Source organism: Mesorhizobium sp. B2-1-8, assembly GCF_006442545.2.
Lineage (GTDB): Bacteria > Pseudomonadota > Alphaproteobacteria > Rhizobiales > Rhizobiaceae > Mesorhizobium.
This window is the reverse complement of record NZ_CP083952.1, coordinates 4,251,948-4,274,039: the sequence shown is the minus strand read 5'-3', so window position 1 is coordinate 4,274,039 and position 22,092 is coordinate 4,251,948. Positions and strand designations below refer to the sequence as shown.

General features: G+C 61.4%; 22 protein-coding genes and 1 tRNA gene. 17 read left to right on the top strand and 6 right to left on the bottom strand.

The genetic code is table 11. The features are described 5' to 3' along the window. Positions 1-35: 35 nt before the first annotated feature. The 3 genes from FJ970_RS20915 to FJ970_RS20905 all read left to right on the top strand — a co-directional run bounded on the left by FJ970_RS20915 (position 36) and on the right by FJ970_RS20905 (position 1,214). The gene (locus tag FJ970_RS20915) at positions 36-203 is read left to right on the top strand and encodes a hypothetical protein (RefSeq protein ID WP_140760193.1); all 168 of its coding nucleotides are present in this window, start codon (positions 36-38) and stop codon (positions 201-203) included. Positions 204-373: 170 nt separating this feature from the next. Beyond that, the gene (locus tag FJ970_RS20910; RefSeq protein ID WP_140760195.1) at positions 374-595 is read left to right on the top strand and encodes a hypothetical protein; all 222 of its coding nucleotides are present in this window, start codon (positions 374-376) and stop codon (positions 593-595) included. 313 nt (positions 596-908) lie between these two features. Continuing rightward, entirely contained in the window at positions 909-1,214 is a 306-nt protein-coding gene (locus FJ970_RS20905; RefSeq protein WP_140760197.1) for a BA14K family protein, read from the top strand. Positions 1,215-1,293: 79 nt separating this feature from the next. Here the strand turns inward: FJ970_RS20905 and FJ970_RS20900 are convergent, their stop codons facing one another. Together FJ970_RS20900 and bhcR are read right to left on the bottom strand one after the other, a co-directional pair. After that, entirely contained in the window at positions 1,294-1,719 is a 426-nt protein-coding gene (locus FJ970_RS20900) for a hypothetical protein (RefSeq protein WP_227791863.1), read from the bottom strand. Between the two features lie 144 nt (positions 1,720-1,863). Beyond that, positions 1,864-2,685, bottom strand: a complete 822-nt coding sequence (gene bhcR, locus FJ970_RS20895) for an HTH-type transcriptional regulator BhcR (RefSeq protein WP_140760275.1) — start codon at positions 2,683-2,685, stop codon at positions 1,864-1,866. Positions 2,686-2,892: 207 nt separating this feature from the next. Between bhcR and gcl the strand changes: the two genes are divergently transcribed. From gcl to FJ970_RS20880, 3 genes are all read left to right on the top strand, one after another. Continuing rightward, complete coding sequence (gcl, locus tag FJ970_RS20890) at positions 2,893-4,674, top strand: glyoxylate carboligase (RefSeq protein ID WP_140760201.1); 1,782 nt, start codon at positions 2,893-2,895, stop codon at positions 4,672-4,674. Positions 4,675-4,715: 41 nt separating this feature from the next. Next, on the top strand, positions 4,716-5,513 hold the full coding sequence (gene otnI, locus FJ970_RS20885; RefSeq protein WP_140760203.1) for a 2-oxo-tetronate isomerase: 798 nt from the start codon (positions 4,716-4,718) through the stop codon (positions 5,511-5,513). 192 nt (positions 5,514-5,705) lie between these two features. Then, entirely contained in the window at positions 5,706-6,623 is a 918-nt protein-coding gene (locus FJ970_RS20880) for a 2-hydroxy-3-oxopropionate reductase (protein WP_140760208.1), read from the top strand. A 121-nt stretch (positions 6,624-6,744) separates the two neighbouring features. Here FJ970_RS20880 and FJ970_RS20875 read toward each other — a convergent pair whose 3' ends face one another. Then, on the bottom strand, positions 6,745-7,593 hold the full coding sequence (locus FJ970_RS20875; RefSeq protein WP_140760210.1) for a TrmH family RNA methyltransferase: 849 nt from the start codon (positions 7,591-7,593) through the stop codon (positions 6,745-6,747). Positions 7,594-7,791: 198 nt separating this feature from the next. Between FJ970_RS20875 and FJ970_RS20870 the strand changes: the two genes are divergently transcribed. The 8 genes from FJ970_RS20870 (at position 7,792) to FJ970_RS20835 (ending at position 11,993) form a co-directional block, all read left to right on the top strand. After that, positions 7,792-7,876 (top strand) — tRNA-Tyr (locus FJ970_RS20870). Between the two features lie 280 nt (positions 7,877-8,156). Beyond that, positions 8,157-8,315 carry a hypothetical protein gene (locus tag FJ970_RS20865; RefSeq protein WP_084637125.1) on the top strand — a complete coding sequence of 53 codons (159 nt, stop codon included), beginning with the start codon at positions 8,157-8,159 and terminating at the stop codon, positions 8,313-8,315. 232 nt (positions 8,316-8,547) lie between these two features. After that, positions 8,548-8,979 (top strand): hypothetical protein, encoded by a 432-nt coding sequence (locus FJ970_RS20860; RefSeq protein ID WP_140760212.1) that lies wholly within the window; start codon positions 8,548-8,550, stop codon positions 8,977-8,979. Positions 8,980-9,193: 214 nt separating this feature from the next. Then, entirely contained in the window at positions 9,194-9,688 is a 495-nt protein-coding gene (locus FJ970_RS20855; RefSeq protein ID WP_140760213.1) for a DUF1772 domain-containing protein, read from the top strand. Positions 9,689-9,755: 67 nt separating this feature from the next. After that, positions 9,756-9,941: a hypothetical protein gene (locus FJ970_RS20850; RefSeq protein ID WP_140760215.1), complete on the top strand. Its 186-nt coding sequence runs from the start codon at positions 9,756-9,758 to the stop codon at positions 9,939-9,941. Then, positions 9,938-10,831 (top strand): alpha/beta fold hydrolase, encoded by an 894-nt coding sequence (locus FJ970_RS20845; RefSeq protein WP_140760218.1) that lies wholly within the window; start codon positions 9,938-9,940, stop codon positions 10,829-10,831. The genes FJ970_RS20850 and FJ970_RS20845 overlap by 4 nt, the downstream gene beginning before the upstream one ends. Positions 10,832-10,962: 131 nt before the next feature. Next, positions 10,963-11,373 (top strand): DUF427 domain-containing protein, encoded by a 411-nt coding sequence (locus FJ970_RS20840; RefSeq protein WP_140760220.1) that lies wholly within the window; start codon positions 10,963-10,965, stop codon positions 11,371-11,373. A gap of 11 nt (positions 11,374-11,384) precedes the next feature. Then, positions 11,385-11,993, top strand: coding sequence for a cysteine hydrolase family protein (locus FJ970_RS20835; protein ID WP_140760222.1), 609 nt, complete (start codon positions 11,385-11,387; stop codon positions 11,991-11,993). A 105-nt stretch (positions 11,994-12,098) separates the two neighbouring features. Here the strand turns inward: FJ970_RS20835 and FJ970_RS20830 are convergent, their stop codons facing one another. Together FJ970_RS20830 and FJ970_RS20825 are read right to left on the bottom strand one after the other, a co-directional pair. Further along, positions 12,099-13,700 carry a DHA2 family efflux MFS transporter permease subunit gene (locus FJ970_RS20830; protein ID WP_140760224.1) on the bottom strand — a complete coding sequence of 534 codons (1,602 nt, stop codon included), beginning with the start codon at positions 13,698-13,700 and terminating at the stop codon, positions 12,099-12,101. Further along, a complete protein-coding gene (locus FJ970_RS20825) occupies positions 13,697-14,983 on the bottom strand; it encodes an HlyD family secretion protein (RefSeq protein WP_224595513.1) in 1,287 nt (428 codons plus the stop codon). The genes FJ970_RS20830 and FJ970_RS20825 overlap by 4 nt, the downstream gene beginning before the upstream one ends. Positions 14,984-15,356: 373 nt before the next feature. Here FJ970_RS20825 and FJ970_RS20820 point away from each other — a divergent pair, with 373 nt between their 5' ends. The 3 genes from FJ970_RS20820 to FJ970_RS20810 are packed head-to-tail and all read left to right on the top strand — an operon-like array spanning position 15,357 to position 19,275. Next, complete coding sequence (locus FJ970_RS20820; RefSeq protein ID WP_140760228.1) at positions 15,357-15,974, top strand: (2Fe-2S)-binding protein; 618 nt, start codon at positions 15,357-15,359, stop codon at positions 15,972-15,974. Position 15,975: 1 nt separating this feature from the next. Beyond that, positions 15,976-16,989 (top strand): FAD binding domain-containing protein, encoded by a 1,014-nt coding sequence (locus FJ970_RS20815; RefSeq protein WP_140760231.1) that lies wholly within the window; start codon positions 15,976-15,978, stop codon positions 16,987-16,989. Positions 16,990-16,992: 3 nt separating this feature from the next. Next, on the top strand, positions 16,993-19,275 hold the full coding sequence (locus FJ970_RS20810) for a xanthine dehydrogenase family protein molybdopterin-binding subunit (RefSeq protein ID WP_140760233.1): 2,283 nt from the start codon (positions 16,993-16,995) through the stop codon (positions 19,273-19,275). 249 nt (positions 19,276-19,524) lie between these two features. Here FJ970_RS20810 and FJ970_RS20805 read toward each other — a convergent pair whose 3' ends face one another. Further along, on the bottom strand, positions 19,525-21,981 hold the full coding sequence (locus FJ970_RS20805; RefSeq protein ID WP_140760235.1) for a membrane-bound PQQ-dependent dehydrogenase, glucose/quinate/shikimate family: 2,457 nt from the start codon (positions 21,979-21,981) through the stop codon (positions 19,525-19,527). Positions 21,982-22,092 lie beyond the last annotated feature (111 nt).

Here is a 22,092-nt window from a genome sequence, read left to right as displayed (position 1 = left end):
GGACGAGGTGCAATCGCTTCGGACTGGAGTGTCGCATGATCAGGCTTGTCATCATTCTCCCTATCGTCATCGTGGCGTGGATGCTGCTGGTGAAGCTCATCAGCGACGTGAAGAAGGCCAATGTCGACTGGACGGGCGTCACGACGATCATCGGCTTCATCGCGCTCGCCTTCTGGCTTCGCCATATCACCGGCTTGGGCTGAGCCCGTGGCGAATAGTCAGTAGTGGTCATGGCGCGAACCGATATGGCCTGCTCACTACACACCAACCGTGTTTCAAAAAAATCTCCGGATCTGTCGAACCTTTTGCCGGGCCGCGCCGACTGATCTTCAGAGGCGAATGGTCGCCTCGATCAAAGATCCAGGAGATCATCATGTTCAAGCGCAGTTTCGTTTCCGCCCTCGTCGCCATCTTCGTTGCAACCGGCGCGCTCGCCGGCACCGTACAGTCTTCGTCGGCTCATGGCATGCATCACCATCATGATCATTACGACGACTACCTCGACTACCAGGATTATCCGGACTACCCGGATTACTGGTGGGTCTACGGCCATCACCATCACCATCATCACCACCACCACATCATCGTCTACTGAGCGCGGCCTGGCCGCGTGACTGAAGAAACCAGTTCCAGGAAAGGGCGGCTTCGGCCGCCCTTTTTGCTTTTGCATTGACGCGGCCTCCCTGTCGCAGTCACGGACGATGACCTGATTGGCGAAAGGTACCTGAAGCGCACGAGTCTGGTTGATCAACACCGGCGAGGGCGCCGAGCCTTTTAGGCTGCGGCTATCTGCTTCTTCGAAAATTCTTCGAAAAAATAAAAACCCCGTCGAACCTTTTTCGACGCCGCGGCGACAGATGATCAAGAGGCGGATGGATCGCCTCGGTCAACGAAGCAAGGAGATCGTCATGTTCAAGCGCACACTCGTTTCCGGCCTTATCGCGTCCACCGTCGCCGCCACCGCTTTGGTCGGCACCGTCCAGCCCTCGGCGGCCCATTCGCATCACCACGACCTCGGCATCGGCATCGCCGCCGGCGTTGGCGGTTTCGTCCTCGGCAGCCTGCTTGCCCAGCAGCAGCCGCGTACGGTCTATGTCGATGAAGATGGTGGTTCCTGGCACGTCCGTCGCTGCTTCGAGCGTTACGCGAGCTACGATCCGGACTCCGACACCTATATCGGCCATGACGGCTACAGCCACTACTGCCGGCTCTGAGGACCAGCGACAGGAAAGTGGACAAACAGGAAAAAGGGGTTGCGAGGCAGCCCCTCTTCCTCGTTTGAAGACCGCCCGTCTAGAGGTGCGTCCTCGGGCCGGTGTCGAGGATCGGCAGACCGGCCGCGCGGCAGGACCCGCCAATTTGAAGCCGGGCAGCCTGCGTCTCGTCTCCCATCGCGACCAGTTCAAAGCTGCTTGCGGCTTCCGGGTAGACCTTGGCGATGAATGGCTTGTCGCCGCCTTGGGCGCCGGACAAGGTCTTGGCGCTGACTGTGCCGCAGGCCACGATCTCCTGGCGGCCATCGAGCGTTCGCTCGCCGGCGAGCATGGTTCCGAACCTGGCGGAGGCCGGATTCGGCAGGCGCTGGCGGATACCGGCCGTGATGATCTCCTCCAGCGCGAGTGAGATCGGAATTGGATTGACCCGTTGGCCGCCGGTATCGGGTCGTGGTGTCGCCGCCACGCATCCGCAAAGCGAAGCGGCAAGCAGAAGCTGAACCATTGTCCTCATTCGCGCCCTTTCGCATGCATTCGGGCACCCAGGCAAGACGGCCAAATCCCAAGCGGCGTGCGCCATGTCGGACTGGCGATGGTGGTCGATTTCTTCGACATGGCGGCTACAAGCATCTAGGCAGGCGCTTCGTGATCAACTGACCGCCACGCCGCCTATCATCCTGGTCACTTCGGCTGCGGCATCGCGCACCAGCGGGCCGATCTCCGCCAGTCGGTCGGGCGTGACCCGTACCGTCGGCCCCGACACGGAAACGCCGCCAATCGGTTCGCCATACTCGTTGAAGATGGCGGCGGCGACACAACGCATGCCGGGGTGGCGCTCCTCGTCGTCGACCGACCAGCCGCGATGCTTGGTGGCCGCCAGATCGTGGGCGAGGGCGGAGATGTCGGAAAGGGTCCTGTCAGTATAGCGCTGCAGGCCCGCCTTGCGCAGGATGGCTCCGACGCGCTCCGGTTCGAGATGCGCCAGCACCGCCTTGCCGATGCCCGAGGCATGGAAGGGACTGCGCGTGCCCGGCCGGAAGAAGGCGCGGATCGCCTGGTGCGTCTCGACCTGGCTGACGAAGACTACGCAGTCGTCCTCGGCGACGCCGAGATTGGCAGTCTCCCCGGTCTTCTCCATCAGGTCCTGCATGACGATGCGGGCACGGTCGACCAGCTTGCGGCGGCGTAGGAACGCCGCGCCCATGCGGTAGGTCTCGACGCCGATCGACCAGAGCTGGTCAGACGTATCGAACTCGACCATGCCGTGGTTTTCGAGGGTCGTCAGCATGCGGTAGGCGGTGGAGGCGGCGAGCCCGCTTTGCGCCGATATCTCGCTCAGCGACAGGCCGCTGCCGTCCGCGACAATGGCCAGAATGCGCAAGGCCCGGTCGAGCGACTGTACCGAGGAAGCTTCGGCCGGACCATTGAAGGCACGCGGGCGCCCACGTTGCCGTTTTTCGGTCGTTTCCATGGTCGGCATTGTCGGCCCGTTTTCCCAAAAAGCAATGAAAAAGTTTTCCATGAAATTCCGGGCGCAAATACTGGAAAAGGGAAAACCAAATAAATTCAGGCGGTAGCATTTGTTTTCTAAAAATGAAAAAATATTCTGAAAAAATTGAAAAATCACCGAGTCGATGACATCCTTAGCCATCCAACAATCATCTCGTGGAGGCTGGAAATGGCCAGGATGCGCGCTGTCGATGCCGCTGTTCTCGTTCTCGAAAAGGAAGGCATTTCCTGCGCCTTCGGCGTGCCGGGCGCGGCGATCAATCCCCTGTATTCGGCGATGAAGGCGAGGGGCACCATCCGCCATGTCCTTGCCCGCCACGTCGAGGGCGCCTCGCATATGGCGGAAGGCTATACCCGCGCGAAATCAGGCAATATCGGTCTCTGCATCGGCACTTCGGGGCCGGCCGGCACCGACATGATCACCGGGCTCTATTCGGCCGCGGCCGATTCCATCCCGATCCTGTGCATCACCGGCCAGGCGCCGCGTGCGCGCCTCAACAAGGAGGATTTCCAGGCCGTCGACATCGCCGCCATCGCTGCGCCCGTCGCCAAATGGGCGGTGACGGTCATGGAGCCCTATCTGGTGCCGATGGCGCTGCAGAAGGCGTTCCATCTGATGCGGTCGTCGCGGCCGGGTCCGGTGCTGATCGACCTGCCGGTCGACGTCCAGTTGGCCGAGATCGAGTTCGACATCGATGCCTACGAGCCGCTGGCGCCGTTCAAGCCGGCAATGACACACGCCCAGGCGGAAAAGGCGCTGACGATGCTCAACGCGGCCGAGAAGCCGCTGATCGTCGCCGGCGGCGGCATCATCAACGCCGACGCATCGGACCTGCTGATCGAATTTGCCGAGATCACGGGCGTTCCGGTCATCCCGACGCTGATGGGCTGGGGCGCAATCCCCGACGACCACCGGCTGATGGCCGGCATGTGCGGGCTGCAGACCTCGCACCGCTACGGCAATGCCACCATGTTGGAAGCCGATTTCGTCTTCGGCATCGGCAACCGCTGGGCCAACCGTCACACCGGCTCGGTCGACGTCTATACCAAGGGCAAGAAATTCATCCATGTCGACATCGAGCCCACTCAAATAGGCCGTGTCTTCGCGCCCGATCTCGGAGTCGTCTCCGATGCCGGCGCTGCGCTTAAGATGCTGCTCGACGTCGCCACCGAGTGGAAGATGGCGGGCAAGCTGCGCGACTGGTCGGGCTGGGCCAAGGAATGCCAGGGCCGCAAGAAGACGATGAAGCGCAAGACCCATTTCGAACAGGTGCCGCTGAAGCCGCAGCGTGTCTATGAGGAGATGAACAAGGCGTTTGGCCGCGACGTCACCTATGTCACGACCATCGGCCTGTCGCAGATCGCCGGGGCGCAGTTCCTGCATGTCTACAAGCCGCGCAACTGGATCAATTGCGGCCAGGCCGGCCCGCTTGGCTGGACCTTGCCGGCAGCACTCGGCGTGCGCGCCGCCGATCCAGACCGCACCATCGTGGCGCTGTCGGGCGACTATGATTTCCAGTTCATGATCGAGGAACTGGCGGTCGGCGCGCAGCACAAGCTGCCCTACATCCACGTCGTCGTGAACAACGCCTATCTCGGCCTGATCCGCCAGGCGCAGCGCGGCTTCTCGATGGATTACGAGGTCAGCCTGGCCTTCGAGAACATCAACCGTACCGGTGATCCGGAGGCGGGCTACGGCGTCGACCACGTCGCCGTCGCCGAGGCGATGGGCTGCAAGGCGATCAGAGTGCGCAAGCCGGAGGAATTCGCCGGCGCCTTCAAGCAAGCGGAGCGGTTGATGAAGGAACATCAGGTTCCGGTCGTGCTCGAATTCATTCTCGAACGGGTCACGAACATCTCGATGGGCACCGAGATCGACAAGATCACCGAATTCGAGGACCTTGCCGAACGTCAGGAAGACGCTCCGACCGCCATCGTGATGCTCGACTAATTTTGTTCGAGCATCGGGTCGATGCTCCAGGGAGAAAAAGAATGCCACGTTTTTCAGCCAATCTGTCGATGCTCTTTGGCGAGCATGATTTCCTCGACCGCTTCGATGCCGCCGCCCGCGCCGGCTTCAAAGGTGTCGAATATATCGGCCCTTATGATCACGCGCCCGAGGTAGTGGCCGCGAGGCTGAAGAAGAATGGTCTGACGCAAGTGCTGTTCAACCTTCCCGCAGGCGACTGGGCCAAGGGCGAGCGCGGCATCGCCGTGCTGCCGGATCGCGTGCCGGAATTCCGCCAGGGCATTGCCAAGGCGATCACCTATGCGCAGGCGCTTGGCTGCCAGCAGGTCAACTGCCTGGCCGGGATCGAGCCGCAGGACATTGCACGGGACACGCTTGAAAATGTCTTTGCCGAAAATCTCGCCTTCGCTGCGGAGAAGCTGGAGCAGGCCGGCATTAAGCTGCTGATCGAACCGATCAACACGCGCGATATTCCCGGCTTCTTCCTGAACTATTCCGACCAGGCGCTGGCGCTGATCGACCGCGTCGGCTCGAAGAACCTGTTCCTGCAATACGACATCTATCACATGCAGATCATGGAGGGGGATCTCGCCCGTAAAATCGAGGCAAACCTCGGCCGCATCGCGCATATCCAGCTTGCGGACAATCCCGGCCGTCACGAGCCGGGGACGGGCGAGATCAACTATCCCTTCCTCTACGACCATATCGATCGGATTGGTTATTCCGGCTGGGTGGGGGCGGAATACAAGCCGAAGGCGGGGACGGAAGCCGGACTGGGTTGGTTCAGGGAACTGACCGGGCAGGGAATCGCGGCGGCGTAGCGGCTGGGAAATTGTCAACGTCGGCGCTGCCCCTCACCCTTACCCTCTCCCCGTGAAGAACGGGGAGAGGGGATCGTCAGCGTTGAAGCGCGTCCCTTCTCCCCGTCACTATACGGGGAGAAGGTGCCGGCAGGCGGATGAGGGGCGGCGCCAACTTTTGATGAATTCGAAAGAACTTGCAGGAGAAACCACATGGAAACCATCGGCTTCATCGGCCTCGGCATCATGGGCGCGCCCATGGCGGGGCATCTGCTCGACGCCGGCTACAGCGTCATCGCCAGCGACCATCGCTCCAAGCCGCCGGCTGATCTCGTCGCCAAGGGCCTGAAGACGGTTACCGGCCATGCCGCCGTGGCCAAGGCCGCCGACATCATCATCACCATGGTGCCGGATACCCCACAGGTGGCCGAGGTGCTGTTCGGTGAGAACGGCGTCGCCTCTGGCCTTTCCAAGGGCAAACTCGTTATCGACATGAGCTCGATCTCGCCGATCGAGACAAAGGAATTCGCAAAAAGGATCAACGATCTCGGTTGCGACTATCTCGATGCGCCGGTTTCGGGCGGCGAGGTCGGCGCCAAGGCCGCATCCCTCACCATCATGGTCGGAGGCGAGGAACAGGCGTTCGAGCGTGCGAAACCGGTTTTCGAAAAGATGGGCAAGAACATCACCTTGGTCGGGCCGAACGGTGTCGGCCAGACCACCAAGGTCGCCAATCAGATCGTCGTCGCGCTGACCATTGAAGCCGTCGCCGAAGCACTTGTTTTTGCATCGAAAGCCGGGGCCGATCCAGCCAAGGTCAGGCAGGCGCTGATGGGCGGGCTGGCAGCGTCACGCATCCTCGAAGTGCATGGCGAGCGCATGGTCAAGCGCACCTTCGCGCCGGGTTTCCGCATCGAACTGCACCAGAAGGATTTGAACCTGGCGCTGGAGGGTGCAAAGGCGCTTGGCGTGTCGCTGCCCAACACATCGACCACCCAGCAGCTATTCAATTCCTGCGCCGCCAACGGTGGCGCCAAGGAGGATCACTCGGCGCTGGTGAGGGCGCTGGAGCGGATGGCGAATTTCGAGATCGGCAAGGAGGCAAAAGAAAGCAAAGGCAAAGCGGCATAGGTCGGAAGAGGGCGGCATAACGTTCCCAAGCCGCAAACTTTTGTCTTAACCCAGGAACGGGTTCCGGCAAGCGTTCGCCGGAACCCGTTTTGATTCATGGCGGGAAGCTTGCCGCTTCCAATCAGCCACGCTTCAGAAATGCCCGCGCTGCATAAAGGCTCACCGCCGCTGCGTTCGACACGTTGAGTGAGCGGATAGCGCCGGGCATGTCGAGCCTGGCCAACGTCGTCACCGTCTCGCGCGTTTTCTGGCGCAGGCCCTTGCCTTCAGCGCCGAGGACCAGGGCTATCTTCTCGCCAGCAAAACTCGTTTCGAGTTCCGCCGGCCCGTCCGAATCGAGCCCGATGGTCTGGAAGCCGGCTTCGTGCAACTGGCCGAGCGCATTGGCGAGATTCCTCACCTCGATCTGGTCGATATGCTCCAGCGCGCCGGAGGCGGATTTCGCCAGCACGCCGGATTCCTGCGGACTATGGCGGGCCGTGGTAATCAGCGCCCCGGCGCCGAAAGCGACCGCCGAGCGCAGGATGGCGCCGACATTGTGCGGGTCGGTGACCTGGTCGAGCACCAGCACCAGCCTGGTGTCGCCGAGTGCGTCGAGACGCTTCGGCTTCAGTGGCTCCGCCTCGATCAGCACGCCCTGATGCACCGCGTCCGAGCCGGTGACTTTGTCGATGTCCCTGGGTTCGACCAGTTCAGCCTTGAATGGCAGGGCGGCGAGATCGCCGATCTCGAGCCGTTCGGCCGCATTGCGCGTCACCAGCATTTTCTTGATCCGGCGGCGCGGATTATCGAGTGCCGCTCGCACGGTGTGCAGGCCATAAAGTCGCACCAGGCCATCCCCGGCGTTCTCGCCTGGTGGCACGGGTTGGCGCTGCCTGAACGCCGGTGCGCCGCCGCTTTTCTCGTCGCGAAAGGCGCGGCGCAGCTTGGCGTAGTGGGTGTCTTTCGGGGTATTGGAATTGTTGCTCATGGCCGGCTTCTATAGCGGTCTCCTGCTGTCAGGGATATGCCCTGTCGCCGCAGCCGGCGAACAACGTCGAAAAACCCTTCCTGCGCGGTTGACACCCACTGGCCTTGCCGCCATAAGGCGCTTCGCTGGTTTCGGAGAAGACACAACTCGGGTCCGAACTGGCGCGAATGCCTCGTTGCATGGCTCCGGCGGCAGAATGGAGAGGTGCCCGAGTGGTTAAAGGGGACGGACTGTAAATCCGTTAGCTTAGCTTACGTTGGTTCGAATCCAACCCTCTCCACCACTGCCGGTCCGGAAGCCCTGAATGCGAAAAATATCGGACCGAAAGTGCACGGCGCTATCGGGCAATCTGGCACGTCAGGTTGCCGTCTGAGCCGCTCGAACGCAATCGTGCCATCGCTTGATCTCCATCTTGGACCGGATCGGAATGAGGCTGAGGGTGATCGCAGGCACCGCTCCGTACGAAATCAACAATTGGCTCCTGTGTGAAAATGCGCGATCATTGGAAAATGGCACGCAAATTGGACGACAAACTCGATTGCAAGGCTTGCGGGACGATCCAGATGGACATTCCCGACGACGCCACGGAGTCGACGCCAATTTATTGCAGCAATTGCGGTGCCTTCCTCGGCGAATGGGGTGAATTGCAGGACGATTTCTACCGCCAGGCTCGCGACGCCGAAGCATTCGACCTGCGCGACGGCAACATTATCAAAAAGTAGGATGCCATAAAGGCAACCGCCGGGTGCTAGGCCGCTATTGGACCGCTCCTCCGTCGGCAGAGCCTGTGGAAAAGCGCGCCATTGAGTGAACGCGGTCAGCGCATTTGTGATCCGGCCCAGACGCATTCGGTGGGGCCGAATTCTTCCGGTTTCGCGCTCTTGTCGAAGTACCGCCGCGCGGTAATTCCCTTGAAGGGGTGGGCACTCCTCCCCTTCACGACAGGAGCTGACCATGAAACACCAGACACTCGACCAACTACAGGCCGTCGCCAGGATTGAACCCTCGGCGCCATATTCGGAAATGACACGGGATGAGCGCATCGCGCGATGGGCTGAACTTCTCGATCAGAATCCCGAGCGATGCCTTGGCGCGTTTACAGGCACCGAACATATGCATCCGGAGGCACGCGCCATCGCACGCGGCGAAGGGTCGGCAATTACTGTTGCCTTCGAAGACCCGATGCTGCGCGCGTTGGGTCTTCGGGATGACACTTATGGCGAGGCCAAGCGCTTCTTCGAACTGAACGACTGGCAACTGCATGACATCGTTTGCGATTGTCACGTAGGCTCTACCATGAAAGCACGGTGGGCTGCCGCTCGGGTCCGCGCGACAATTGGCGGCAACAGGTTTCTTACGTGGTTGAGGCAAAGGATCATGTTCTGACGCGCGCGGGGCGGCTTAGGTGAGGATCGTCACCTGTTCGCATTCGCAACCGCGCGCGGTGCGACCCCACCTGACCCGTCTTGTCGATCAGTCCCTGTGCTCGTGGCAAAGCCGGACGGCTGCACGATGACTTCTCTGCGTTCCGCCGGCTACGGCGGCGGCCAACGGCCACTCCATGCCGGTTGCGAAAGAGCGCGGTTAATGGAGTAAGAGCATGCGCGTTTTGATGGTTTTCACGCTCCTGCTGGTCGCAATCGCAACGGCGCTCTCGCTTGCACATGCATTGGAGCTACCGGGCAAAATGCGCCTGAAAGAGGCGACCTACAAGGCAGTGCAGACGATCTACTATCCCGGCTTCACGATTGGCGGTTTTTCCGAAATCGGAGGCATCCTCGCGCTTGCCATCCTGCTCTATTTGACGCCTTCTGCAAGTACTCGGTTCTGGTGGACGCTCGCGTCGCTGATTTTCCTGGCGGCGCAACACGCGACCTATTGGCTGGTCACGCATCCCGTCAATAATTTCTGGGTGAAGGACGTCGCCATGTCGAGATCGGGCGCGGCGTTTTTCTCCATATTCGCTCGGAAGCAAGATGGTGATTGGAGAGATTTCCGGAATATCTGGGAGATGTCGCACGTCATCAGGGCAAGCCTTGCAATGTCGAGCCTGACCTCGATCGCCGTTGCGGCAACGCTTTTTGCGGATGGCTGATCGGGGGCGCCCCGGGCAACCAAATTCGCGGAACCTCGTTGTCGACCATCAGTCAGGGGAGGTTTCGATGAAGAAATCCTTGTCGCTTCTGGTGTTGGCTGCTGCTCTTGCGCTCGGTGCCTGTGATAACAGCACCCAACCGACGAAAGCCAACACCGACTCCGTCAACAAGAATCCGCAGGTTGACCAGGATGTCAGACCCAAGTCGACGACTGGCGGCGACCAGCCGGTTACAGCGCCGGAGAGCAAATGAACCTTGTCTCATTTTGCGATACGCCACTGCTGCGCGTCGCTTATCTCAGTGGTGGGCCGCAAGACGGTCCGCCGGTCGTCCTGCTGCATGGCTGGCCGGACGACGCGACCACTTACGCGCGCATTTCGCCGGTCCTCCACGAGGCCGGCTTTCGGACGTTTTCGCCGTGGTTGCGAGGTTTTGGGCAGACATCGTTCCTGTCGAAAGAAACCATGCGATCCGGCGAAATTGCCGCAATGGCGCAGGATGTGCTGGACTTTGCCGACGCGCTTGGCCTCAGCCGCTTTGCTATCGTCGGTCACGACTGGGGAGCACGGATCGCCTACCTCCTGGCCTCGATCTTTCCCGATCGCATCAGTTGCTGTGCCGCGCTATCGCTTGGCTGGCAACCCGGCACACCGGCAACGCCGGCGCCTGAACAGGCGAAAGCATTTTGGTATCAATGGTTCATGGCAACAGCGCGCGGCGCTGAGTTCGTGCGAAAGAACCGCAAGGAATTCGCCAGATTCCAATGGGACAGCTGGAGCCCGTTGGGCTGGTTCGACGACGCCATTTTCGATGAAGTGGCTGCATCCTTCGACAACCCGGATTGGCCGGACGTGACGTTGCATTCCTATCGGGTTCGCTGGGGTGAGGCGGAGCCCGATGCGCGCTACGCGGAGCTGGCCCGCCGGCAAACATCGGTCAAGATCATCACGGTGCCGACCTTGACGCTTCATGGTGGCGACGACCGTGTCGTACTGACCGCATCCTCGGAAGGACTGGAGGAGCATTTCACGGCGCCCTACAAACGAGTGGTCCTGGACGCGGTCGGGCACTTCCCGACACGTGAGGCTCCACACGAGGTTTCGAGGCTGTTGGCGAGCTTTCTCGATAGTTTCGGCAGCTGATAATCACTTGGCTCGGCGGCCCGCTCGGCTTCACCGCACAAGCTGGAACCTGATGCATCGCCGCGCATTTCGTCTCCATCGATGGATCGAGACGCAGTCCAACGATCAATCGATAGTCAGGGAGAATTCGGATGCAAACTTCAGCCGCAACGTCAGAACACGACTTTCGCCCACTGACCATAGAGCCGTTTGCCGGGACGGTGACCGTGCGATTTTCCGATGCTGTGGTCGCAGCCACGGAGCACGCGAAGGTAGTCAGGGAAGAGGGGCAGGAGCCGACGTTCTTTATCCCTTTCGAGGACATCTATTTCGACCTTTTCGAAAAGACCAACACCACAAGCAGCTCACCGCTCAAGGGGACCGCGAGTTACTGGCGGGTCCATGCTGTCGGTAGCTCGGCCGACGACTTCATGTGGGCATACGAGACGCCCGATACGGCAGCGCTGGCCATTGCAGGTCATGGCACCTTCGATCCGGGAAAGGCGCGCATCGATGTCGACCCGGTGGAGGACCAACGGCACACCCCCCATGTCATGGAATAGGATTATCTTCGATGTCGATGCCGGGCCTGGCATATGGTCCGTTGGGGCACCGATGCATGCATGTTTGTGTCGATATGCAAAAGCTGTTTGCCGAGCCGTCGCGGTGGGCGACCCCCTGGATCACCCGTGTCCTTCCTCAAATCGAGAGGCTGGTCGAAAGACGAGCGCCACAGACCGTCTTCACGCGCTTCCTGCCGGCGCAAAAGCCGGGGCAGGGCGTCGGCACATGGAAGCGCTATTATGAGCGCTGGGCCTCGATGGCGATCGAAAATATTGGTTCCGACATGGTCGACCTGTTGCCGGCGTTGGTCACTTACTGCCCGCCAGCGGCAGTCATCGACAAGCACATATACTCGCCTTGGTTCGAAGGTCACCTCAGGGCCTTTCTGAACGAACGCGACATCGACACGCTGGTTATCACCGGCGGCGAAACCGACGTGTGCGTTCTGGCCACGGTGCTCGGAGCGATCGATTTCGGCTATCGCGTGGTTCTTGTTACGGACGCGCTGTGCAGTTCATCCGACGCAACGCATGACGCGCTGTTGACCGTTTATCACCAACGGTTCGCGCTGCAGGTGGAGACGGTCGAGATGGAAACGGTTCTCTCGAACTGGATCTGACGTTGCCGGTCATTCGCCAAGCATTCAATGCTTGCGACTTGCGATGCTTGCCGGGAAAAATAGCAGGCGGCGGAAGTCCTGGAATAGGTTGGTGGGGCGGGCCGGCTATTTCGGCTGGCGTCCGTCAGGTTTTGGAGACCGCAGCAGCAAGGCGAGGGGAACAAAAAGTGCCGTCGCGATGGCGCAGTAGCGAAAAACGTCGATGTAGGCGAGCAGCGAAGCCTGGCGCGCGATCAACTGCCCAAGCCAGCCGATGGCTTGCTGCTTGGCCTGAAGCATGCCCGAGCCTTGGGCGACAAAGTGATCCGTCACCTGACGCAGCACCTGCTGATAGGCGGGTGACGACTGCACGGTATGGCTGACAAGGTTCGATTGATGCAGCTGCGCGTTTTGAGCGATCACGGTGTTCGACAATGACACGCCGATGCTCCCGCCGATGTTACGGGCGACGTTGATCAGCGCCGACGCCTGGTTGGTCTTCTGCGGAGCGAGGCCGACATAGGCCGCAGTCGAAATGGGGATGAACAGGAACGGCAGGCCGATCATCAGGAAGATGCGCGCGAAGGCAAAGAAGCGGAAACTGGCGTCCGGGGTGAGGGACGTCATGTGCCACAGGGCGACCACGACAACGGACATGCCCATCATGATCAGATATTTGGGCTGCACCAATCCGGCGGCAAATCCGGAAATCGGCATCAAGATCAGCATGGCGATGCCGCCGGGCATCATGGAAAGGCCCGACAGGGTGGCCGTATAGTCGAAGGCGGTCTGTTGCAGCTGCGGCATCAACTGCGTGGTGCTGAACAACACGGCTCCGACAGCCATCATCACCAGGAACGACGCGCCGAACTGGCGGGTGAACAGCAGGCGCACGTCGACGATCGGATCGCGGTGACTGAACTCCCATGGGATGAGCAGCAGGAACGAGATCGCCGAAATCACTGCAAAAGTCGTGATGAAACCCGATGCGAACCAGTCGTTTCTCTGACCCTCATCGAGGAAGATTTCCAGGCAGCCAAGAGCGGTGGCGACCAGGATGAACCCGACCCAATCTATTCTGAGGCCGCCCTTCAGCCGCTCCTGACGTTCGCGCTCGATCACGTCCGGCTCGACGAGAAGCCACTGCACCAAGGCAAGCGACATGATGCCGAACGGCACGTTGATGAAGAAGATCCAGTGCCAGGAGAAATGGTCCGTCAGCCAGCCGCCGAGGGTCGGCCCGACTGTCGGTGCGACGATGACGGCGATGCCATAAAGGGCAAAAGCCTGGGAACGCTTCTCGGGCGGAAAGGTATCGGCAAGGATGGATTGTTCGCTCGGCGCCATGCCGCCGCCGCCGAGACCCTGCAGGATCCTGAAGAAAATGAGCATTTCCAGATTGGGCGCGAGGCCGCACAACAGCGATGCGATGGTGAACGTCGCCACGCAAAGCATGTAGTAGCGCTTCCGCCCGATCACGCTGGCCAACCAGCCGCTGACCGGGATGATCACGGAATTCGCGACCAGATAGGTAGTGATCACCCAGGTGCTCTCGTCCATGCCGGCAGCCAGGCTGCCGGCGATGTTGCGCAGGGCCACGTTGGCAATCGAAGTGTCCAGCACCAGCATGAAGGTGGCGATGGAGACGACGATGGCGATCAGCCAGGGATTGCGCCCGCCGGCGGCGGACCGGCTTTCGCTTTGGGCGCTGGAGATTTCGCCAGTCATCGCACCTTGACCGTCGGCACCACCGACAGGCCCGGACCCAGCAGCACGCCGGGCGGTTTGTCGAAGACGATCTTCACCGGCACGCGCTGCACCACCTTGACGAAGTTGCCGGTGGCGTTTTCTGCCGGCAGCAGGCTGAAGGCGGTGCCACTGCCCGCCTGGATGCTGTCGACGCGGCCATGAAAAGATCTGTCCGGATAGGCGTCAATCTCGATGTCGACCGGCTGTCCGGGCCGCATCAGATCGAGCTGTGTTTCCTTGAAGTTGGCCTTCACCCAGACTTCGTCCGGAACAAACATCATCAGCACCTGGCCTGGCTGGGTATAGGTACCGTTGGCGACCGAGATGCTGGTTGCCCGCCCGGCGACCGGTGCGGTGATGGTTGTGCGGGATAGCATGGTCCTCGCCTGGTCCTGGCTGGCCTTGGCCTGATTGAGCTTGGCTTCGGCGCTTTTGGTCTGCGCCTGCAAAACAGCGACCTGGCTCCTGGCGGCTGTTACATTGGCTTGAGCGCTGTCGAGAGCAGCCTGGTCCTGGCGCAGCGTCGAAGCGGCCTGCTGCGCCTGCTGTTGGGTAGCCGTGCCCTTGGCCAGAAGTTCACGGTTGCGCTGGTCCTCGGCTTTGGCGAAATCGAGCGCGGCCTGTGCCTCCGCCGTCTGCTTCTGCGCCGCATCGATCTTTGCGTTTTGTGCTTCGATCTGAGCCCCTAGTTCGACAATGTCGGCCTGCGCCGAAACCACGCCGGCATCGGCCTGTTCAAGGCTGGCCCGATAGTCGCTGTCATCGATGCGCAACAGGACGTCGCCCGCCTTGACCGGTTGGTTGTCGGTCACCGCAAGGTCAGTGACCCGTCCTGATATCTCGGCGCTGATAGTTATCGTGCGGGCGTCGATAAAGGCGTCGTCGGTCGATTCATACTGGCGGGCATTCAGCCACCACATGATCAGTGCCACGGCGGCTAGCAACATCACGATCAAGATTGCAATGGCCACGTAAGGATGCCGCCGGGGGAAACCTAGGAGGCTGGGCTTTTGTTCATCCGCCTGCTTGTCCCGCGCTTCGCGCTCCGGAGCGTTAGGCTGCGCCACATCGCCCCTGCGTTTTGGCGACGCATCCTGTCCGGCCTTGCTCGAAACGCCGCGCGCATCTCTGACTTTGTCTGGTTCTTCAGTCTCGGTTTTTGCATCCACGGGGAGAACTTTCAGGGAAGGCGCCGACCGCTTTAACGACCGATTCAACGACAGCTCTTCACAAAAGTTCCTGACGAACCGGCTCGGCGGCATTCGTCGGGATCGTAGCCAAAGCCATTCAACCGACGGCAAATCTGATCACTGTGATGAGGATCACGATGCCGACCAGCCCTGCGATGAAGATGATCCGGCGTGTGCGGGTTCGCAGGATGATCTCACCTTGTCGCGCCTGTTCAGCCGAAAAGACAGGGCCTTCGTCATCAAGCCGATCGCTTCGCCGATCGCTCCGATCATTGCTCATGATCGCCTCCTTCCTTGGAACCTGTCGAGGACAACCATGGTCTTGCGGCTGAAGTTCCGCATGGCCGTCCTGCAAAGGAAACGATCACAGCGATGTGAGGAGGGAACTTTGCCTCCCGCGAACAGTTTCGTCCGCTTGAGACTCCAGCCAGGCGGAAAGCCAGCCATGTCCAATCCCACAAGCCCTAGCGGCCTGAGCAGACGCACCTTCATGACGGGTTCTGTTACGGCGGCAGCCGCAATGCCTCTCATGGCCACCTCGACAAAAGCCGCCGAGCCATCGCCTGCCAGAGCGGCCGAACCTCGTGACCTGTCGACGATTTCGCTTCGGATCAACAAGCAGGCCTACACTCTCGCACTCGACAATCGCACGAGCCTGCTTGACGCTCTGCGTGACCATGTTGGTCTGACCGGCACCAAGAAGGGTTGCGACCACGGCCAGTGCGGTGCCTGCACCGTTCTTGTCGATGGGAAGCGGGTGCTATCCTGCCTGAGCTTTGCCGTCATGAACCAGGGCCGCGAGGTCACGACTGTCGAAGGCCTGGCTTCGGCCGACGGCGAACTGCACCCGGTGCAGCAGGCGTTTGTCGACCATGATGCCTTTCAATGTGGCTACTGCACGCCGGGCCAGATCATGTCCGCCATCGGTTGCATCGACGAAGGCCATGCCGGTTCGGAGGATGATATCCGGGAGTATATGAGCGGCAATCTGTGCCGGTGCGCAGCCTATCCGAACATCGTCGCGGCGATCATCCAGGCGCGCGACGAGATCAGGAGGGCCTAGGATGCGTCCCTTCCTCTATGAAAGACCAACGAGCGTCACCGCGGCGATCGCCATGGCGTCTCATCTCGATGGTGCGCCAACACAGGCCGACACCCAGTTCATCGCCGGCGGCACCAATCTGGCCGACTACATGAAGCTGGGTATCGCACGGCCGGAGCGGCTGCTCGACCTTAACGAGCTTGCCGAGCCTGCTTTGCGGCAGATCAAAACGGACGACGACACCATCCGTTTCGGTGCGCTGGTTCGCATGGGTGAGGCAGCCGACAACAAAGACGTCAGGCGCCGCTGCCCGCTCCTTGCCGACAGCCTGAAATTCGCCGCTAGCGGCCAGCTTCGCAATATGGCCAGCCTTGCCGGCAACGTGTTGCAACGAACGCGGTGCGAGTATTTTCGGGAAACCTCCTGGCCGTGCAACAAGCGGGAGCCCGGTTCCGGCTGTGCGGCGATGGAAGGGATAAACCGCCAGCATGCCGTGCTCGGCACCAGCGATGCCTGCATAGCGACCTATCACGGTGATTTCGCGCAGGCGCTGATTGCACTCGGTGCGGTCGTCGAAGTGGAGGGGCGGCGTGGCCCGCGCAAGATCCCATTCGCCAGCCTGCACCGGCTTCCCGGCGACACGCCCAACATCGAGACGGATCTGGCCGCCGATGAAGTCATCGTCGCCATCGACGTTCCGCTTGGTGCATGGAGCCGTCGCTCGCGCTACCTGAAGATACGCGATCGCGAATCCTACGCATTTGCGCTGGCCTCGGCGGCGGTGGCGCTGGAGATGGACGGAGACACGGTCAGGCAAGCGCGCATAGCACTCGGTGGCGTCGCGACGGTGCCATGGCGCGCGAGGGCGGCGGAGGATGCGCTGCGTGGCAATGCCCTCGACGACAAGGCCGCGAGGGCTGCTGCCGAAGCCGCATTCGCTGATGCCAAGCCACGAGAACACAACGCGTTCAAGATACCGCTCGGAAAGCGCACGCTGGTGCGAGCGCTGCTCGAGACCCGTGACATGAAGGTCTGAGCCATGAATCAAGCCGCTCCAGCTCCAAAAGAAAACCAAGGCGAACCGGTCGTCCGCATCGACGGCAGGCTGAAGGTTACCGGGCAGGCCAGCTATCCGGCCGACATCGCCACGGCCAATGTCGCTTATGGCGCTCTAGCCACGAGCAGCATCGCTCGGGGCAAGGTTTCCAAACTCCATACGGATGACGCCAGGGCCGTGCCAGGAGTGCTGGACATCGTGACCTATGGCGACATGGATCAGACAGACACGCCGAAATTTGGCAACACCGGTGCAAGCTCCATCGCCCCCCTGCACGACAAGACGATCTTCCACGATGGCCAGATCATCGCCCTGGTCGTTGCCGAGACATTCGAGGCGGCGGAGGAAGCGTCGATGTTGATCCGCGCCGACTACGAAGACGAATCGCCAAGCGCCAGCTTCGATTCCGAAGGCGTGAAGGTGGAACCGGCGGCCGGCAAGAGCCCGATGTTGCAGGAGGATGTCAAAGCCGGCGACTTCGACGCTGCCTATGCATCCGCAGCCGTCAAGATCGACCAAAAATATTCGACGCCGACCCAGCATCACAATCCGATCGAACTGTTTTCGACCACGGCGATGTGGCAAGGCGATCAACTCACCGTCCATGAGCCAAGCCAGAATGTCACCGGCTGGAAAATCGAACTTGCCCGGCAGTTGAAGATCGACCCTGCCAATGTGCGGATTGTCAGCCCTTATGTCGGAGGCGCGTTCGGTTCCAAGGGACCGATGACGGCTCGCACCGCAATTGTCGCGGTTGCCGCGCATCGTGTTGGACGGCCGGTACGCTGCGTCGTCAGCCGCATGCAGGCTTTCAACACCCAGACCTACCGGGCCGAGACCAGGCATCGAATCCGCATCGGCGCCGGCAAGGACGGCCGCATCACGGCGTTCGGACACGAGGGCTGGGAGGTTACATCACGCCCTGACCCTTATGTCGTCGGCGGCACGTCAGCCACCGGTCGCATGTACAACTACGATTCCGTGCTCACTCACGTTTCTATCGTCCATGCCGATCGCAACACACCGGGCTACATGCGCTCGCCGCCGGAGACGCCGTACGTCTACGCGCTCGAGAACGCCATGGACGAAATGGCTGTGGCGCTCGGCATGGATCCCGTCGAGTTTCGGCGCATCAACGAGCCTGAAAAAGAGCCTATCGGAGGCAAGCCATTCTCTAGCCGGTCGCTGGTCAAATGCTACGACCAAGCCGCCGAAGCCTTTGGCTGGTCGAAGCGTGACGCCGCGGTCGGATCGATGCGCGAGGGCGACTGGCTGGTCGGCCTGGGATGCGCGACAGCCATCTATCCAACGGCCAGCGCGCCATGCGCGGCCCGAGTTCGCTTGACCGCCGATGGACAGGTTCGCGTTCAGTGCGGTTCGCACGAGATTGGCACCGGTGTGCGCACCGTCGCCGGACAGATGGCCGCCGAGCGTCTCGGCATAGGGATGGACAAGGTCAGTGTCGAGATGGGCGACAGCACCCTGCCGCCCGCGCCGGTCTCGGGTGGCTCGATTTCGACCGCGAGCGTCTGCTCGGCGGTTCTGAAGGCCTGTGACGCGGTGCGCGGAAAACTTTTCGCGGCAGCCGTCGCCGGAGATGGCCCATTGGCTGGTTCCGGCAATGCCAAGCTGGACATGGAGCAAGAGAAGATCGTGGCAATCGGCGGCAAATCCGCCAGGCTGTCGGATGTCTTCAAGGTGATGCAGGTCGGCGCGATAGAGGAGTACGCCGAGTTTGCACCAAGGGGTTCGACGCCGGAAGCACTGAAGAAACTCTATGCCGGGCAGGCGGAATTCCACGGCGGCGATCAGGACAAGGAGTCCGTGAAATACGCCTTTGGCGCTGAATTCGTCGAAGTGCGCGTCAACAGCTACACGCGCGAGATCCGGGTGCCGCGCATCGTCGGTGCCTTTGCCGCCGGCCGTATCATGAACACGCGCACCGCGCGCAGCCAACTGATGGGCGGCATGATCTGGGGTATCGGCCAAGCCCTTCACGAGGCGACGGAGATCGACCGGCGCAACGCCCGCTACGTCAATCGTGACCTGCAGGACTATCTGGTGCCGGTCAACGCCGACATCAAACAGGTCGACGTCATCCTTGTTCCCGAGGTCGACCTAGACGTCAACCCGGCTGGCGTCAAAGGCTTGGGGGAGCTAGGCAATGTCGGGACCGCGGCGGCCGTGGCAAGCGCCGTGTACCATGCCACGGGCAAACGCATTCGAGACTTGCCGATCAGGATAGACGATTTGATAAGCCGATGATCAAGGGCCGCGACGGGAAGGTGGCTTCGCTGGCGCGATGCAAACGGCGCGGTGGCGCGCGGTATAGCGCCGGCCCGATACCTTGTCGTGCCACCTCATGTCGGAGCAGTGGCGGAATAGACGGCGCACGGCATCGACTACGCGCTTGCGGCTTCCTCTGCCAACAAGCTGTCGGGGCCAGGTGGTATCTGCGGGATGACCGTGCCGAGAGCATCTCAAGCCAGGCCCTCAGGCTCCCTGAGGACCGGCTCAGCCCGCGGGCAATGCGTAAGCAATGACCTCGTCGCCGACCTTCGTCTCCATGAAGTGGTGGCCGCCAGGTGCGATCACGACGTACTGCCGGCCGCCGACTTCATAGGTCATCGGCGTGGTCTGGCCGCCTGCCGGCAAGTCTGTTTGCCAAACCACCTTGCCAGTCTTGATGTCGATGGCGCGCAGCTTGTCATCCGTCGCCGCGGCAATGAAGATCAGCCCGCCCGCGGTCACGAGCGGCCCACCATTGTTCGGCGTGCCGATGTCGATCGGCAGCATGGACGGGATGCCCAATGGGCCGTTCTTGACCGCCTCGCCGAGCGGCTTGTCCCACAGCGTCTTGCCAGTTTTCAGGTCGATGGCGCGGATGTGGCCATAAGGCGGTTCGGAACACAAAAGTCCCGTCGAGAGTCGCCAACCCGCGTTGACGGCGATGGCATAGGGCGATCCCATCTGCGGATCGCCCATGTCCTTGGCCTTCTGCGAACCGCCGCCCTGCTCGATCGACTTGAAACCGATCTGATCGGCTTTTTCCCGCGGCAGCAGCTGGTTGTAGTTGGGCATGTCATTGTAGTTGGCGATCAGGATGCCGTCATCGGTATCGACAGCGATGCTGCCCCAGTCGGAACCGCCATTGTAGCCGGGATATTCGATGAAAGGCTTGTCCACGGTCGGCGGCGTATATTCGCCCTGGTAGGAGGCCTGTCGGAACTGGATGCGGCAGTAGAGCTGGTCGAGCGGGCTCATGCCCCACATGTCCTTCTCGGTCAGCACCGGCTGGTCGAGATGCGCATAGCCGGAGTAGGGCTGCGTCTTGGACAGCTTTTCGGGTTCGACACCACCCGACGGAACCGGCCGCTCCTCGACCGGGAAGAGCGATTTTCCGGTCTTACGGTCGAGCACGTATATCTGGCCCTGTTTGCTCGGCACGATGATTGCGGGGACTTTTCCATCAGCTGTCGGGAAGTCGACGAGCGTCGGCTGCGAGCCGAGGTCGTAATCCCAAAGGTCGTGATGAACGGTCTGGAAATGCCAGGCCGGCTTGCCTGTGGCGACGTCGATCGCCACGATCGAGGAGTTGTATTGATTTTCGAAGTCCTTGCGATCCACGCCGTAATAGTCGACCGAGGCGTTGCCGAGCGGCAAATAGACATAGCCGAGCTGAGGATCGGCGGCCGCGACGGTCCACATATTGGGCGTGCCGCGCGTATAAGTGGCGCCTTGGGGCGGCGCGCCGGTGCGGTCGGGATGGCCCATGTCCCACGCCCAGACCAGTTTGCCTGATATCACGTCATAGCCGCGCACCACGCCCGACGGGGCATTTTCAGCCTGTCCGTCCTTCACCTGGGCGCCAAGCACGGCTATGCCGCGCACGATGGTCGGCGGCGCGGTCACCGAGTACCAGCCGGGAACCGTCTTGCCGAGCCCCTGGGTGAGGTCTACGACGCCTTGCTGGCCGAAATCACCGCATGCCTTGCCGGTCCTGGCATCGATGGCGATCAACCTGGCATCGAGCGTGCCCCACAGGATGCGTGTCGCGCATGGCTGCTCGGCGTTTGCTCCCTGAGCGGCGTAATAGGCGACACCGCGGCAGCTGGCGCCGTACGGAATGGCGTCGTCGGACACTTTCGGATCATATCGCCACTCCTCCTTGCCGGTCGCCGCATTGGCGGAGATGACGATACCCTTGGCCGAACAGGCAAAGAGATGACCGTCGACCTCAAGCGGTGTGTTTTCCGGAGAGTATTTGTCGGCCGCCGCCTTGCTTGGCATGTCGTCGGTGTGGAAATCCCAAACCTTGGTCAGCTTCGCCACGTTGCCGGCGGTGATCTGTTTGAGGGGCGAATACCGCGTCGCCAGCTCCGAGCCGCCGTAGACAGGCCAATTCGATCCAGCCTGGTGGATCGCGGTGTCGGCCTGAGCCGGCGGGGCGGTTTCCACCGCGCCTCCAACTGGCGGCGTGGCAGGAGCGATCGCTTCCTGCGATTGTGCCGCAAGCGTGAAATGATGGAGCCCGATTGCGCAGCCGACAATGACAACGCCAGCGGATGTGGTCGCGTACGCAGCGTCGCGAACGCGCTTCGCGCGGTCAGCGCTGAAGGCCGGCAAGGTCAGCAGAACGAAAATTAGGACAATTGTCGGGGCGAGCACGCGGGGCATCAGCCCCCAGCCGTCCATGCCCACTTCCCAATAGGCCCAGGCAAGCGTCGCTATCCAGGTTAGGGCGTAAAGCCAGACGCCTGCGGCATTGCCACTCAAAAGCAAAATCCCGGCGACCAGGAGCGCCACTCCGGCAGGCAGGTAGTACCAAGACCCGCCCAGCGCGATCAGCCAGGCGCCGCCTGCGCCGATCAGCAAGCCAAGTATCACCAGCAATACGCCTATGAACATTGACCACCAGAAGGCGAGACCTGAGCGGGTGAGAGTGGCGGGGTTTGGATTGGCGTGTGTCATGTCGACATTTCCACGTGGCATTTATCGTGATCATGTCGAACGCCCGCCATTGCGCATGGTTGCGGTTTGCTGCTGTTTTCGGCAGCGCCCGAACGTCACCATTTTGTGAGC